The sequence below is a fragment of the Mycolicibacter kumamotonensis genome (genome assembly GCF_002086285.1).
In the GTDB taxonomy this organism is placed as follows: Bacteria; Actinomycetota; Actinomycetes; order Mycobacteriales; family Mycobacteriaceae; genus Mycobacterium; species Mycobacterium kumamotonense.
This window is the reverse complement of sequence record NZ_MVHU01000002.1, coordinates 64,300-78,490: the sequence shown is the minus strand read 5'-3', so window position 1 is coordinate 78,490 and position 14,191 is coordinate 64,300. Positions and strand designations below refer to the sequence as shown.

At 67.0% G+C, this 14,191-nt stretch carries 20 protein-coding genes; 7 read left to right on the top strand and 13 right to left on the bottom strand.

Annotated features, from left to right (window positions below; genetic code table 11):
• Window positions 1–62: 62 nt before the first annotated feature.
• The 4 genes from BST28_RS01870 to BST28_RS01855 are packed head-to-tail and all read right to left on the bottom strand — an operon-like array spanning window position 63 to window position 3,895.
• On the bottom strand, window positions 63–1,061 hold the full coding sequence (locus BST28_RS01870; protein ID WP_083079635.1) for an SDR family oxidoreductase: 999 nt from the start codon (window positions 1,059–1,061) through the stop codon (window positions 63–65).
• Entirely contained in the window at window positions 1,058–2,731 is a 1,674-nt protein-coding gene (locus tag BST28_RS01865; protein ID WP_083079633.1) for a GMC family oxidoreductase, read from the bottom strand. The genes BST28_RS01870 and BST28_RS01865 overlap by 4 nt, the downstream gene beginning before the upstream one ends.
• Window positions 2,731–3,477 carry a gluconate 2-dehydrogenase subunit 3 family protein gene (locus BST28_RS01860; RefSeq protein WP_019738422.1) on the bottom strand — a complete coding sequence of 249 codons (747 nt, stop codon included), beginning with the start codon at window positions 3,475–3,477 and terminating at the stop codon, window positions 2,731–2,733. The genes BST28_RS01865 and BST28_RS01860 overlap by 1 nt, the downstream gene beginning before the upstream one ends.
• Window positions 3,478–3,484: 7 nt before the next feature.
• A complete protein-coding gene (locus BST28_RS01855) occupies window positions 3,485–3,895 on the bottom strand; it encodes a hypothetical protein (protein ID WP_234808175.1) in 411 nt (136 codons plus the stop codon).
• A gap of 237 nt (window positions 3,896–4,132) precedes the next feature.
• On the opposite strand from BST28_RS01855, the gene BST28_RS01850 reads away from it, so the two are divergent.
• From BST28_RS01850 to BST28_RS01845, 3 genes are all read left to right on the top strand, one after another.
• The gene (locus BST28_RS01850) at window positions 4,133–4,366 is read left to right on the top strand and encodes a hypothetical protein (RefSeq protein WP_109510963.1); all 234 of its coding nucleotides are present in this window, start codon (window positions 4,133–4,135) and stop codon (window positions 4,364–4,366) included.
• Window positions 4,367–4,381: 15 nt separating this feature from the next.
• Window positions 4,382–4,537, top strand: coding sequence for a hypothetical protein (locus BST28_RS23955; RefSeq protein WP_019738425.1), 156 nt, complete (start codon window positions 4,382–4,384; stop codon window positions 4,535–4,537).
• 103 nt (window positions 4,538–4,640) lie between these two features.
• On the top strand, window positions 4,641–5,501 hold the full coding sequence (locus tag BST28_RS01845) for a cyclopropane mycolic acid synthase family methyltransferase (protein WP_065288894.1): 861 nt from the start codon (window positions 4,641–4,643) through the stop codon (window positions 5,499–5,501).
• A 23-nt stretch (window positions 5,502–5,524) separates the two neighbouring features.
• Here the strand turns inward: BST28_RS01845 and BST28_RS01840 are convergent, their stop codons facing one another.
• The 3 genes from BST28_RS01840 to BST28_RS01835 form a co-directional block, all read right to left on the bottom strand.
• The gene (locus BST28_RS01840; protein WP_019738427.1) at window positions 5,525–5,872 is read right to left on the bottom strand and encodes a J domain-containing protein; all 348 of its coding nucleotides are present in this window, start codon (window positions 5,870–5,872) and stop codon (window positions 5,525–5,527) included.
• Between the two features lie 249 nt (window positions 5,873–6,121).
• Entirely contained in the window at window positions 6,122–6,370 is a 249-nt protein-coding gene (locus BST28_RS23610; protein ID WP_131813849.1) for a hypothetical protein, read from the bottom strand.
• A gap of 38 nt (window positions 6,371–6,408) precedes the next feature.
• Entirely contained in the window at window positions 6,409–6,831 is a 423-nt protein-coding gene (locus BST28_RS01835) for an Hsp20/alpha crystallin family protein (protein ID WP_065288914.1), read from the bottom strand.
• Between the two features lie 123 nt (window positions 6,832–6,954).
• On the opposite strand from BST28_RS01835, the gene BST28_RS01830 reads away from it, so the two are divergent.
• Both BST28_RS01830 and BST28_RS01825 read left to right on the top strand, forming a co-directional pair.
• Entirely contained in the window at window positions 6,955–7,341 is a 387-nt protein-coding gene (locus BST28_RS01830) for a MerR family transcriptional regulator (protein ID WP_065288893.1), read from the top strand.
• A complete protein-coding gene (locus BST28_RS01825) occupies window positions 7,338–7,559 on the top strand; it encodes an Rv3202a family protein (RefSeq protein ID WP_019734831.1) in 222 nt (73 codons plus the stop codon). Before BST28_RS01830 ends, BST28_RS01825 begins: the two co-directional genes overlap by 4 nt.
• Before the next feature lie 3 nt (window positions 7,560–7,562).
• On the opposite strand, the gene BST28_RS01820 is transcribed toward BST28_RS01825, so the two are convergent.
• Both BST28_RS01820 and BST28_RS01815 read right to left on the bottom strand, forming a co-directional pair.
• A complete protein-coding gene (locus BST28_RS01820) occupies window positions 7,563–7,763 on the bottom strand; it encodes a CDGSH iron-sulfur domain-containing protein (protein WP_065288892.1) in 201 nt (66 codons plus the stop codon).
• The gene (locus BST28_RS01815; RefSeq protein WP_065288913.1) at window positions 7,760–8,392 is read right to left on the bottom strand and encodes a HemK2/MTQ2 family protein methyltransferase; all 633 of its coding nucleotides are present in this window, start codon (window positions 8,390–8,392) and stop codon (window positions 7,760–7,762) included. Before BST28_RS01815 ends, BST28_RS01820 begins: the two co-directional genes overlap by 4 nt.
• A gap of 166 nt (window positions 8,393–8,558) precedes the next feature.
• Here BST28_RS01815 and BST28_RS01810 point away from each other — a divergent pair, with 166 nt between their 5' ends.
• Entirely contained in the window at window positions 8,559–9,671 is a 1,113-nt protein-coding gene (locus tag BST28_RS01810; protein WP_019734834.1) for an enolase C-terminal domain-like protein, read from the top strand.
• An 87-nt stretch (window positions 9,672–9,758) separates the two neighbouring features.
• Here the strand turns inward: BST28_RS01810 and BST28_RS01805 are convergent, their stop codons facing one another.
• The 4 genes from BST28_RS01805 to BST28_RS01790 form a co-directional block, all read right to left on the bottom strand.
• A complete protein-coding gene (locus tag BST28_RS01805; protein WP_083079629.1) occupies window positions 9,759–11,579 on the bottom strand; it encodes a thiamine pyrophosphate-requiring protein in 1,821 nt (606 codons plus the stop codon).
• A 27-nt stretch (window positions 11,580–11,606) separates the two neighbouring features.
• Window positions 11,607–12,299 carry a UdgX family uracil-DNA binding protein gene (locus tag BST28_RS01800; RefSeq protein ID WP_083079627.1) on the bottom strand — a complete coding sequence of 231 codons (693 nt, stop codon included), beginning with the start codon at window positions 12,297–12,299 and terminating at the stop codon, window positions 11,607–11,609.
• Window positions 12,296–12,565, bottom strand: coding sequence for an LLM class oxidoreductase (locus BST28_RS01795; RefSeq protein ID WP_019734837.1), 270 nt, complete (start codon window positions 12,563–12,565; stop codon window positions 12,296–12,298). Before BST28_RS01795 ends, BST28_RS01800 begins: the two co-directional genes overlap by 4 nt.
• A 142-nt stretch (window positions 12,566–12,707) precedes the next feature.
• Window positions 12,708–13,187, bottom strand: coding sequence for an MPT63 family protein (locus BST28_RS01790; RefSeq protein WP_019734838.1), 480 nt, complete (start codon window positions 13,185–13,187; stop codon window positions 12,708–12,710).
• A 304-nt stretch (window positions 13,188–13,491) separates the two neighbouring features.
• Between BST28_RS01790 and BST28_RS01785 the strand changes: the two genes are divergently transcribed.
• Window positions 13,492–14,124: a PAS and ANTAR domain-containing protein gene (locus tag BST28_RS01785; RefSeq protein WP_234808174.1), complete on the top strand. Its 633-nt coding sequence runs from the start codon at window positions 13,492–13,494 to the stop codon at window positions 14,122–14,124.
• The last annotated feature ends 67 nt before the right edge of the window (window positions 14,125–14,191 follow it).

Below are 14,191 nucleotides of genomic sequence, written 5' to 3'. Positions count from 1 at the left end.
TCGGCTGCATACCCGCCGAAGCCGCCCGGCAATCACGATGCGGCCCTGTCGAACCGCCCCGCTCAACGACGCCGCGCGGCGAGCACGCCGGCCCCCGCCACCCCCAGCGCCGTCGCCGCCCCGGCGACCAGCCCGGAGTGCCGGGACGCCCAGAGCTGCGGGCTGCGCGCATGAGAGGAGTCGTTGAACTCACCACGGGCCCCGTGATCGGTGGCGGCGTCTGCGGGCTCCCACAGGTTCTGAACCGCGGTGCCGTCGATATATTCGCCGGTCTGCTGCGAGTCATAGCCGGTACGAGCCAGATAGCGGTCCAGCAGCGGTGCGGCGAACTTCTGCGCCAACAGGGTCGCAACGGTGCTCTCCCCCGCCCAGTACTGCTTGCGCCGCGGATGGTCGGCGGCTCGCAGCACGGCCCGGGCAACCAGCTCCGGCTGGTAGATCGGCGGCACCGGCTGCGGGTGGCGCGGCAGCCGGGACAGCACCCAGGAGAACTGCGGGGTGTTGACCGCCGGCATCTGCACGATGGTGATATTCACCTTCGAGCCCTCCTGCAACAGCTCGCAGCGCACCGATTCGGTGAACCCGTTGATCGCATGCTTGGCGCCGCAGTATGCCGACTGCAACGGGATGGACCGTTGCCCCAGCGCGGAGCCCACCTGCACGACGGTGCCGCGGTCACGGGGTTTCATCCGCGCCAGCGCCGCCATGGTGCCGTAGACGAAGCCGAGGTAGCAGACCTCGGTCACCCGTTTGAACTCCTCGGGTCCGATCTCGCTGAACGGCGCGAACACCGAGGTGAACGCGACGTTGATCCAGGTGTCGATCGGCCCTAACTCCGCTTCGACGCGGTCGGCGGCGGCCTCCACGGCGGTGTGGTCGGCCACATCGGTCGGGATGGGCAGCGCGGCTCCACCGGCGGCTTCGACGTCGCGTGCCGCGCCCCGCAAGCCCGCCTCGCCACGGGCCAGCAGGGCCACCGCGGCCCCGCGTGCGCCGAACTGCTCCGCGACGGCGCGACCGATTCCGGCGCTGGCGCCGGTGATGACGACTGTCCGGGTCATGGTTGGAATCCCTTCTGCAAGACGCGCTTTCCGGCAAGCCGCTCGGCGAGCCGGGAGGCCAGCGCCATGATGGTCAGTGCCGGGTTGGCCGACCCCTGGGTCGGACAGACCGAGCCGTCGGAGATGAAGACGTTGGGCACTCCCCATACCCGATGGTCGGCGTCGACGACGGAGTTCTCCGGCGCGGTGCCCATCCGGGCGCCGCCGATGAGGTGCGCATAGCGTTGGATGGTCAGCACATCCTGCGCTCCGGCCGCGTGCAGGATGTCGGTGATCACCTTGGTGGAGTACTCCATGTTCGCCTTGTCGTTGTCACAGCGGGAGTAATCCATTCGGGCCACCGGGATGCCGTAGCCGTCGGTCTCCTCGGCCAGGGTGATCCTGTTGTCCGGTAGTGGCAGCAGTTCATTGAGCACGCCGATCGTGCTCCAGTGGTTGTAGTCGCGCATGTATTCGCGCATCGCCCGCCCCCAGTGCCCGTCGGCGAGCACGTGCTCGGACCAGCCGATCGGGAGCGGCGACACGGTCTGAATGGAGAATCCGCGGGCGAATCCGCGGGCGGTGTCGGTCTCGTAGAACTGCTCGCTGGACACCTGCGGCGGGGGCGCCTTGTACATCCGCAGTTCCTCCGGCCATCGGCCCGCCGTCTGGGTGGCGCCTTGGACCATGACGTAACGACCCACCTGATCGGTGTTGTTTCCCAGTCCGTTCGGAAACCGGGCGCTGGTCGAATTGAGCAGCAGCCGTGGGGTTTCGATGGAATACCCGGCTACGGCGACGACCTTGGCGCGTTGCAGGTGCTCGGCGCCGTGCCGGTCGTAGTAGACGACACCGCGTGCCGCTCCGGTCTCATCGAGTTCGATGCGGGTGGCCATGGACTCTGCCCGGATCTCCACGCCGTGGGCCAGTGCGTCGGGAAGATGGGTGACGTACGGGCTGGCCTTGGCGTTGACCTTGCAGCCCTGCAGGCAGTAGCCGCGGTAGATGCAGTGCGGTCGGTTCCCGAAGGTGCCGTTGACGATTCCGACCGGGCCCACCCGCATCTCGATCCCCAGTTTGAGGGCGCCCTCCCACAGCTTCGATGCGGCGCCGGAGATCGGGTGCGGCGAGGAGGGGTAGCGGTGCGGAAAGCCCCAGGGCCAGTTCTGTCCCGCCACCGGCAGTTCGGCCTCCAGCACTTCGTAGTGGCGGCGGATGTCCTGGTAGTCGATCGGCCAGTCCACTCCGACGCCGTCGAGGCTGCGGGTGCGTAGGTCACTCGGGTGGAACCGCGGGCAGTAGCCGGCGTAGTGCACCATCGAGCCGCCGACCCCGCGTCCGGAGTTGTTCTTGCCCAACTCGATCGGGTCGTCACCGCCGATGATGCGCTTCTGCGTCCAGTACAGCGGATGCGAGCCGGCTTCATCGGAGACCCAGTCTTCGTCCGGATGCCAGAACGGGCCCGCTTCGATGATCACGATGCGCCAACCGGCCCGTGCCAGGCGTTGCGCCAGCACGGATCCCCCGGCACCCGCGCCGACGACTACCAGGTCGACCTCGTCATCGGTGGCGTACCGGCGCATCGTCTTCTCGCCGGGCAGGTCCCGCGACTGCACATCGAGAAGGAATCGCGAGTCGTTGTCGGGTGGGCCCAGCGATCCCTTGAGCAGGCCGCGCCAGAAATCGCCCACTAGTAGCCCTCTTCTTGCACCATTTCGACCGGGTCCTCGTTGGTGGCACCTCGGGTTTCGAACGGCTCACGCACCGCGGACGGCCCGGTCGGCCCACCCAGTCGCATGTATCCGCGCGGGTACGCCGGACCGCCGAATCCGATCTCGTTCCATGCCCACGGGTGCGAGTAGAACGCCGACAGGGTCATCCGCATGCACACCGACCAGGCCCGGCCTGCGTTCAGCTGCGCGAAGCTGCCCTCCTGCAGCCAGCCCTGGGAGAACTGGTTGACCAGCGCCAGTTGGGTGGCGGGCTCGGCGTCGGCGAACGACGTTCTGCCGTAGCGCTCCCGGGCGGCCTCGTCGAGGCCCCGCAGCACCAGGCGCCAGGTGTCCCGGTCGTCGGGCATGTCGGCGTACTGGTAGCCGTCGAGCTGGCCGTCGGCCAGTTTGGCGTCGACGAACTCGGCCACCGGCACCCGCGGCTCGTGGTCTTGGGCCAGCACGATGTCGCAGAATGCCCGCAGGGTGGGTTCCTCGTCGGGGGTGAAGAACCGCAGCGGGCCGGGCGGCTCCAGCCGGGCCAGCACCACCTTCTTGGTGGCGTCATCCCAGCTGTCTTGGGATTCCAGTACGTCGAAATCCGGGTAGCGCCCGATCATCTGCGGGGTGGTGCCGCGGCGCTGCCGGGGCAGCCAGGACGGGTGCGGAGGTTGCCGATCAGCCCGCAGGTTGGGCAGGTGGTCGGGAAGGGAGGTGTCGGCCATGGGCACCTCAGCGTTCGCGACGCAGCACCGCCGCCAACAGGCCCATCCCCCCGACCATCGCCATCAGGCCGGGCGCCGCGATGGGCGGGCCCATCGGCACGTTGTATGAGGCCATCTTCCAGCCCCCGGGTTTGCGCGCCACCCCGCGAGCGTGCAGGTATTCACCCAGTAGGCCGTTGGCGGCATAGACCCCGGCGGTCAACGGAAGCCAACTTTTGGCCCAGCGGCGGGAGAACACCCCACCGATCCCGGCGACCACCACCGGCGGCGTGACCAGCACCGGACTCCACATCCATTTGTTGCCGAAGCCGGCCTTGTAATGCTCGAGGTAGATCTCGGCCGTGGTCACCACCGCCGCGAACACGGTCATCGCCGACAGCGACCTCTCGAAGCGGCCGTGCGCAACATTGCGCAGCATCCGATCGAGGAACTCGCCGGTTTCCCCGATCCACTCCGCGTGACTACCCGCCCGTGCTTCACCCGTTTGCAGCACCACCACTGCGCGCTCCGTTCTGTGTTCTGTTCGCGGAAGTCTCGCCCGGCAGTACCCCACCGCCCCGCCGGTCAAACATTGCGGGTACGTCGGCCGGCGGGCAGGTTTCGACAGCGGTCCGACGGGGAACTGATGCGGTAAAGGATGGACGGAGGACGGATAATGCGGATCGGTGGTTTGGCCGGGACTGTCGTGCTGATCTGGTTACTCATCGGCGCTTTCGCCGCGTGGCAGCGCGACTATTTCCACGGAACCGAAACCAGTTGCGCAACTGCCGGAACCATTGCGGTCACCGTATTGGCAGGCCCCTTGAACTATGCCGGGTTCAATCCCGTCGTATCGGATTGCCATTTGCCGCAACCGTCTGCTGTGGATGCTGTCAGTTTCATTGTGTAAGAGAAGGGATTGGTGATGATCGCACTCGGGGTGATCCTGCTTATTCTGGCGCTCGTCTTCAAGATCAACGTGTTGTGGACGATCGGAATCATTCTTGTCGTTATCGGTGCCGCACTGTGGATTCTGGGCGCGGTCGGCCGACCGGTCGCGGGCCGTCGCTACTGGTATTGATAGCGGCCAGCGTGTTGCCGCCCCGGCGGCACGACGACGTCGGCGGGTCCCGCGGCGCGAGGCCTCCCGGGCTGGGCCAAGCTGGGTGTAGCGTGAAAGATCGATGTCTGAGTTAAAGCCCAAGTACGCAGAACTGCAGTCGATCTACGACATCTCGAATGAGTTCTTCGAGCTGTTCCTAGGTCCGACGATGGGCTATACCTGCGGGTATTACCAGCATCCGGAGACCACCCGCGATGAGGCGCAGAACGCCAAGTTCGACTTGGCACTGGGCAAGCTGGGACTGGAGCCGGGCATGACGCTGCTGGACATCGGCTGCGGCTGGGGCGGTGGGATGCGACGCGCCCTGGAAGTATTCGATGTCAACGTCATCGGGCTGACAATCAGTGAGCGCCAACGCGAGTACGCCATCGCCAAGCTGAACGAGATACCCACCCCGCGCACCGTGGAGGTGCGTCTGCAGGGCTGGGAAGAATTCGACGAACCGGTCGATCGCATCGTATCCATCGGCGCCTTCGAGCACTTCGGCCACGAGCGGTACCGCGACTTCTTCAACATGGCCTACCGTGTTCTGCCGTCCGACGGGGTGATGCTGCTGCACACCATCACCGCGATCACCCAGGACGACGCCCAGCGCCTGGGTTTGCCACTGACCATGAGCCTGGTCCGGTTCAACAAGTTCATCATGACCGAGATCTTCCCCGGCGGTCAGCTTCCCACGGCGTCCATGGTCGCTGACCGTGCGACCGAAGCCGGATTCACTGTCGCCCGCGTCCACGAGATCGGATCCAACTACGTTCGCACCCTTGAGGACTGGGCGGCGGCGCTGGCTGCCAACAAAGACAAGGCGATCGCGGCGCAACCCGAAGAGGTCTATGACCGCTACGACAGGTACCTCAACGGCTGCGTGAAGCTGTTCCGCGACGGCTACACCAGCGTCCACCAGTACACCCTGCAGAAATGACTCCCCCGGCGTAGCCCATCCGATCAGCGGTGCCGGCGCACCGGCCCGGCCCACAAGTCTTTCCGGGGACGCCGCGCGGGTGTGCGGCGGTCGGTGATCCGGACCGTCACCGGCCCCCGGGCGTCCGCGCCGGCGGGCCTTGCTGTGGGCGGATCGGCGCCGGCGCTTCGGCGGCCGGCGTGGCGCACCGCGGAATAGGCAAGTAGCAGCCGCTGCAACTGGGCGTCGGCATCGTCGGGTAGTTGCGAACGCGCAGGTCCGGTGTCGGGGTGCAGGGCGCGCACCTTGGTGCGGAAGGCGTGGCTGATCTGCGCGGGAGTGGCCGAAGGCGTCACTCCCAGCACGGTGTAGGGATCGGGGCTCTCGTTCATCACGCCACCAGACTCGCTCAGCAACTGTGGGACTTCCCTTGATGCAGGCCGGCGTGGTCCCGCTGCCGGGAGAGCAGGGTGACGGCGGGGCCACGCCGGGCCGTGCGGCGATATCGTGCGCAGCCGTGGGCCGGCGCAAGTCACCGCCCGAAGTGCTCATCCCGCTAGGCATCACCTCCCATGTGTGTGCACGCGGACAAGGTCGGTGGCGTCGCGGAGGCGACCGCTGCGTCGGTCGGGCTCCGCCGGCTACGCCACCGCCTGTCCGACCGTTCCGAGGACCCCCCGGTGGTGGACGCCACGCCGCTTCGGCCTGGCGCACGTATGGCGAGCTTGGGGGGCGGGGCCGGGCGACGGGCATTCGGTGCGCACCGCGTCACAGTGCTTGGGGTTTACGGCGGAGCGCAGTCGCAGCCCTGCGACACGCACGATGCGCTCCGCCTCGTCCAGCACCTCCGCGGTCAAAATGTCGGTGGTCAGCGAAGGGTTCGCGCTCACCTTCTCCACCTTGCAGGCCGCCGCCCGCCCCCTCGCAATCAGGCGTTGATGGCCCGCTCGCCGTGTCCGGTGGCGACCTTGATCCGGCGCGGCTTTGCCTTCTCCGCAACCGGAATGGTCAGCCGAAGCACCCCGTCGTGGTAGCTGGCCTGGATCTGGTCGACGTCAAGGTTGTCGCCCAGGAACAGCTGGCGGCTGAACACACCGCGCGGCCGCTCCGCCGACACCATCTCGCGGTCCTGATCAAGGCCGGGTCGCTCGGCGTGCACGGTCAGCACGTTGCGCTCGACATCGAGGTTCAAGGAGTCTTCCTTCACTCCCGGCAGGTCGAACTCGACGATGAACTGATCTTCGTCGCGCCAGGCGTCCATGGGCATGACCGCCGGCCGAGCCGCGGTGCCCAGGATCTGCTGAGTCCAGCGGTCGAGATCACGGAACGGATCGGTACGCATCAACATCATCTCCACCTCCTCGATCTGCGGCAGATCATCTATGTCCGCCGTCATAGATTTTTATATAGCATCGATGGTAGGTTTGTGCAAGAACTATCCGACCAGTGAAAGCGACGAGTCTTGGCCGAGGACATGAATGCCCGATCCGGGCTTGGGGTATACAGCATCTCGGTGGCTGCCGAGTTGTCCGGTATCGGCCCGCAGACGTTGCGGCTCTACGAGCGGCGCGGCCTGCTGACCCCGGCCCGCACGGCGGGCGGAACACGCCGTTACAGCGATGACGACCTGGCGCGGCTGCGACGCATCGTGGAACTGGTAGCGGAAGGGGTCAACGTGGCCGGTATCGGTGAGATCCTGGGCCTGGAAGCACGCAATGCCCGGCTGGCGTCGGACAACACCAGGCTGGCATCGGACAACCATCGACTGAGGTCGGACAACGACCAGCTGAAAGCGGACTATGCCCTGCTCGCGGCCCAGCGGGCGGAACACCAAGGCCGGAAACGAAAGGGGTCATCATGACCAACGCTGAAGGGCTGCCACCGACCGCGGACGTTCCCGAGGCAGATCGTGCCGAACAGTGGCTCGCGGCCGACGCGACCGACGACGGTGGACTCGATCCGGCCCGCCTGGAAAACATCGACGAGATCGACGCCAACCCCGCCGATGTGATCGACCAGGCGATCAGCGTTCCACTCCCCGACGAAGACTACGACGTCGGCCAGTCCGATAGCGGGTAGGACTCAATCCCGGGGTGAGGTCTCACGTCGACGATGGCTGGTGTCGCATAGCGGGTAATTGCGGCTGCGCCCGCAGGCACAGATGGCCACCATAAACCGGTCTGATTCGACGACACCGTCGGGTGTCTCGATGCGCACCGGCCCGGAGACCAGGACCGGACCGTTGCGGACGGGCTTCACCAGCTGGGGCTGCGGCCCGGTCATGGCTTGTCCGCCCGGATCACCACCAGCTGCTCTTCGCGGCAGCCGCGGGGCATCCGCCCGGTTCGTTCCAGCCAGCCGGCCCGCGCCGACACAACCGGGCCGAACGGAATCCATCGCGACGCCACGATATCGGCATCCAACCCACTGTCGCGCAATGCTTTCAACGATCGCCCGGGATCTGCCAGTGCCGACTGGACCAGCAGCACCGAGCCGCCGCTGCGCAACAGTGCGGCGGCAGAGCGACACAACGGATCAAGGACGATCCGGCCGTCGACGCCCCCGTTCCACGACCATTCCGGTCCCCCCGCCGCCGGAATCGGGCCGCCGTGGCGCGGGCTGGGCACATACGGCGGGTTCGACACGACCAGGTCGAACGGATCGCAGGCCAGCGCACCGGTCCACGGGCCGTGCCGGATCTCCACGTCGGCCCCAGCAGCGCGCGCGTTGTCCCGCGAGCACCGCACCGCGCGCGGGCAGATGTCGAAGGCGGTGACGCTGTCGGCGCCCATCTCGGCCGCCGCGATCGCCACCACCCCCGACCCGGTACACAGGTCGAGTACCCGGCCCCGGCCGGCCAGCCCGGTGGCTTCCATGGTGTCTATCAGCAGGTGGGAATCCTGCTGCGGCATATACACGCCGACAGCGGTCAGCAACTCGGTCGTGGTGGCGCCCGTGGCGGTAGGGGAATTCACGTAGCCGGTTTACCCGGCCGCGGCAGCTGACAAACGTCGACGATCCCGCATCGGTGCGCGCGTCCCGGGCATACCCCTTCCGCGTCGCGGGTAGTCACCATCGATGAGCCCGCGCGCAGCAACTGCCATCCCGATCGAATCCGTCGAGATCTCGGTGTACTCCATCCCCACCGACGCCCCGGAGTCCGACGGCACGCTCACGTGGAACTCAACCACCTTCGTGCTGGTCACGGTGCACGCCGGCGGGGCGGCCGGCACCGGGTACACCTACGGCGGCACCGCAGTGGCCACCGTGGTCCGCGACAAGCTGGCCGAGGTCGTCACCGGCGAGGACGCGTTGCAGCCGCCGGCCCGATGGGCCGCGATGCAACACGCGGCGCGCAACCTGGGTAAGCCGGGGGTGGTCGCCGAGGCGATCTCGGCGGTCGACATCGCCCTGTGGGATCTGCGGGCACGACTGCTCGATGAGCCCCTGGTCATCGCCCTCGGTGCCGTGCACGAAGCCATCCCGATCTACGGCAGCGGCGGGTTCACCTCCTACGACAACGCCACGCTGTGTGAGCAGTTGTGCGGCTGGGCCGACGCCGGCATCCCGCGGGTCAAGATGAAGGTCGGCCGTGACCCGGACGCCGACACCGGCCGGGTCTCAGCGGCCCGCGCGGCGATCGGCGATGACATCGAGTTGTTCGTCGACGCCAACGGCGCCTACCAGCGCAAGCAGGCGTTGGGGTGGGCACAACGCTTCTCCGAGTACGGCGTTCGGTGGTTCGAGGAACCGGTGAGCTCCGATGACCTGGACGGCTTGCGCCGGTTGAGTGAAAACGGGCCGCCGGGAATGGACATCGCTGCCGGCGAATACGGTTATCACCTCCCCTATTTCCAGCAGATGCTGGCCGCCGGCGCGGTGGACTGTCTGCAGGCCGACGTCACCCGCGCCCTCGGGATCACCGGTGTACTGCGGGTCGCGGCACTGTGCGACGCCCGCGGCATGGACCTATCACTGCACTGCGCCCCGCAGATCAGCAGCCAGGTCGGCACCGCGATATGGCACCTGCGGCATCTGGAGTATTTCCACGACCACGTGCGCATCGAAGGGCTGGCGTTCGACGGCGTGATCGAGCCGGAACCGGGCGGAGTGCTGCGTCCGGATCGCACCGCGCCCGGCCACGGGCTTACCGTCAAACAGGTCGACCTCGACGAGTTTCGCGTCGCCTGAAGCGAACCGCGACGACTGCTGCTGCCACTCTCGCCTTTGAACGTCGTACAGAGTGCCGCCGGTCCGGCCGGCGCTGACCGGTCAGGCTCATTCGTCGGACTTGTCGCGCAGGTCGCGGACGGTCTGACGGGCGGATTCGGTGAACTCGTGCATCTTCTGTTTGGCGTTCTTGGTGGCGATGCTGACCCGGTCGGGATCTTTGAGCATCGCCTTGGCGGTGTTCTTCGCGATGTCCATCCTGATCTGCGGTGGGACCGGTGCGATGTCGGGATCGACGACCACTTCCAGCACCACCGGGCTACTGGCGGCCAACGCCTGATCCCAGGCGTGCCCGATGTTCTTCGGGTCATCGCAGCGAATGCCGGTCAGACCGAGCATTTTGGCGAACTCTGCGTACGGCACATCCGGGATGTGTTGGGAGCCTTCGAATTTCTTCTCCCCGCCCATCGCCCGCTGCTCGAACGTGACCTGGTTGAGGTCTTGGTTGTTGAACACGCAGAAGATGAGCGGGCCTTTGGACAGCCGCTCCTTGTACCGCTTGACGGTGATCATCTCGGCCATGCCGTTCATCTGGAACACCCCGTCGCCCACCAGAGCGATCACCGGGCGGCCCGGATGGGCAAGCTTCGCGGCGATCGCATACGGCGTACCTGGCCCCATGGTGGCGAGGTTTCCGGCCAGCGAGGCAGCCATCCCCGGCCGCAGCCGCAGGTGCCGCGCCCACCAGTTGGCCACCGAGCCGGCGTCGGTGGTGATGACGGAGTTGTCGGGCAGTCGCTTGGACAGCTCGTGCACCACCAGCTCAGGGTTGAGCGGGTCCGCCTTGTCGTGGGCCCGCTTGTCGAGCACCCGCCACCACTCCTGCACTTCGCCTTCGATCTTCTTACGCCAAGAGCGGTCTTCTTTGCGCTTGAGCAGTGGAATCAGCTCTTGCAGAGTGTCTTTGGAGTCGCCGATCAAATTGGCGTCCATCGGATACCGGACGCCGATCATGCGCCCGTCGTGGTTGATCTCCACTCCCCGGCACTGCCCTTCCTTGGGCAACCATTCGGAGTAGGGGAAACTCGACCCGATCATGAACAACGTGTCGGCACCGGACATCATCGCTTCGCTGGCTGTGGAGCCGAGCAGCCCGATCGGACCAGTGACGTAGGGCAGATCATCCGGCAGCGACGCCCGGCCCAGTGAGGTCTTGGCCACCCCTGCGCCGAGCAATTCGGCGACCTGCACCACTTCATCTGAGGCATCGGCGGCGCCGGCACCGATCAGAATCGCCACCTTCTCGGCGTCGTTGAGGATGTCAGCGGCCTTCTGCAGCTCCGGTTGAGCCGGAAGCATCCGCGACCGGGACCAGCCCACACTGCTGAACACCGCCCCGTGCATCCGCGGGGGCGAGGGCACCGCGTCCTCTTCGGCGACGTCCTCCGGCAGGATGATGGTGGCCACCGTTCTGTTGGTCAGGGCCACCTTGCACGCCCGGTCCACCAGATGCCTCGCCTGAACGGGGGCCATGCAGGTCTGGATGAAGTCCGACGAGACGTCCTTGAACAGCGACATCGGGTCGATCTCCTGTTGGAATGCCGCCCCCAGCGACATCCGCTTCTGCTGACCGACGATGGCGACCACCGGCTGGTGATCGAGTTTGGCGTCATAGAGCCCGTTGAGCAGGTGGATCGCTCCGCCGCCGGAGGTGGCCAGGCAGCAGCCGAGCTCGCCGGTGAACTTGGCGTGGCCGGTGGCCATGAAGGCGCCCATCTCCTCGTGCCGGGGCTGGATCAGTTCCGGATCGCCTCCGGCACGGTCCAGAGCGCCCAGCATGGAGAGGATGCCGTCACCGGGATATCCGAAGATCCGGTGCACCCCCCACTGGCGTAACCGGTCGATGATGAAGTCCGCGGTTTTCGGCATGGCGCGCTCCCTTCTATCGGCACACGGTTACCCGTCACCGTCGTTGTCAAACAGCGCCGTGGCCCAAGCGTTCCCTTTTGTCACGGCACCGCCGGCCACCCGCAGGTCGTCGACGAACGCGCGGTAGGCCTCGCGCCGGTCGCTGCTATCCCGCAGCACCGCCGAGGGGTGCACGGTGGCCAGCAACTGAGCCCGCCAGCTCGATTCCGTCGGCGGGCTCAGCAGCTCCCCCCGCGAGGCGGAGACCCGGAACGCCGGGCCCAGCAGCGATTGCGCCGCGCTGGCCCCCAGGCAGACCACCAGTTGCGGGTGCACCGCCTCGATCTCGGCGATCAGCCACGGCCGGCACGCGACCACCTCGGTGCGGCTCGGCTTCTGATGGATCCGGCGTTTGCCCTCGCGGCGGGTGAACTTGAAATGCTTGACCGCGTTGGTCGTATAGACCGATTCCGGGTCAATGCCCGCATCATGCAGTGCGCGGTCCAGCAGCCGCCCGGCCGGGCCGACGAACGGGTGCCCCTGACGGTCCTCGTGGTCACCGGGTTGCTCACCGACCAGCATCAGCGGTGCACCGCGGCGACCCTCGCCGAACACCGTCTGGGTGGCGTTGCGGTACAGCTCGCAGCCGTGACACCCCGCGGCCGCGGCCCGTAGTGCGCTCAGCGTCCGCTTCTGCGGCAGATAACGCTGCGCCCCAGGCACTTTCGTGGTTGCGCTCACGCCGCCAACTCCAAAACGACCCCGGATTCCCAGAAGTCGAAGAACCGCTCCCGGTCTTCACCGATCTGCTGGACGGCAGGCACCGCCTGCGCCAACGCCTCGGCGGCGACCAGACTCGAGGCCTGCTCGAAATGCGCCGTAGTGGGCAGATTCTGCCCCAGCTCACCGGGAAGCTGCGCACTGGCCCATACGGCGTGCGCGGTGCGCACCACCAACGCGTGGGGATGAAACCGCGCGCAGGACAGCGCATAACCCAGGATCGTCATGAGCCGGGCATACCCGGCGCAGCGGCAGCCGAATCGCGGTCCTCGATTCGGCCTGCCGGCCGCCGTGGCGGCGGACAGGTCGAGCGCACGGGCACATCCGAATGAGCCCGATCCATACGATCGGGCCCATCTCGGCTCGGACTCAGGCCTTACTGGTCCAGATCAGCACGTCCTCGACGCCGTCGTTGTACACAACTCCGTCCGGCGGCGGGCCGGTGACGTCGAAGTAGATCTTGCCGTTGGCCGCGGCACCCTGGGCGATCGGGCCGGGGTTGATACCGCCCGGCGTGGGCACTGTGTTGATCACCCGGTAGGTGTCGCTGTTGGCCGCCCTGGCGTTGAAGTCGGCGACCACCGGGGTCACCGTGCCGCGGTCGGCGCGGGCCGTCACGTCGGCCTGATACAACTTGCCGCGGGGCTGGTACCCCGGAATGACGACGTTCGCCGGTCCCAGGTTGCTGACCGTATACGACGTCGCCATCGCCCCGTCGTTGAGCTGTTCGGGCGTGCCGAACGGCTGGATCGCCGGCTCGGCCATGGCGGTCGTCGCGGAGAAAACGCTCAGCGCGGCGATTCCGGCCGCCCCGGCTGCAGTCTTGGCAGCAGTCTTGGAGAGCTTCACTTGTGGCTCCTTCCCTGACGTTCCTGCGGCGACCCCTTTGCTGGAGTATCACCGCACCTCCCCCAGCACTTACCCAGCGGCGCCGCGGCGAAAACATGACTTGCAGTTGCACGACCTGGGTACATTGTGGAGAGTTACCGGGCTCGGGCGTTCAGAAAGTAGCGCCGGTCCAGATCGTCCGTGCATGTATTCCTGCGATTCCAGACCGCGGATCGCCCGCCGGTCGTTGGAATGGGCTCATACTGTTCAGGTACGAGAAGGCAGGTTTGCGGTGGTCGGGAATGTCAATGAGATCGTGCCGCCGATGGGCGACGACTCCGAGGTCCACAGTGACCTCGACCTCGTCGTAGGCCACGGCGAGCCACAGCGGGTCGGCCGGTTCCGGTACTGGCTCGGCGAGCAACGCTGGGAGTGGTCGGACGCGGTCGCCCGCATGCACGGCTACGAGCCGGGCACGGTTGAGCCCGACACCCAGCTGCTGCTGCAGCACAAGCATCCCGAGGATCGCCGCCAGGTCGCCGAGGTCCTGGACCGGGTCCTGCAGGGCGAGCCGTTCAGCAGCCGGCACCGGATCATCGACACCGCCGGGCAGGTCCACTGGGTGATCGTGATCGGTGACCGCATGCTCGACGACGGGGGCGTCGTGATCGGAACCGCCGGGTTCTATGTCGATGTCACCCGGGTGCTGCAGAAGGATGTCAGCGCCGTCGTCTCCGAGGTCGCCGAGTCGCGTGCGGTGATCGAGCAGGCCAAGGGCGTGCTGATGGTCGCGTACCGCATCTCCGCGGAGCGGGCGTTCGACATCCTGGTGTGGCGTTCACAGGAGACCAATGTCAAGGTACGCGATCTATCGGCCCGCTTCCTGGCGGCCTTCACCGGTAGGTTGCCGACCGAGGTGCTTTCGGATCTGGACCACACTCTTCTCACCGTGACCTGACGCGGACGCCAAGACCGCTGCGGAGACCACCGGGGTGGGATTGCCGGCGCTGTCCGGAGGATAGCCA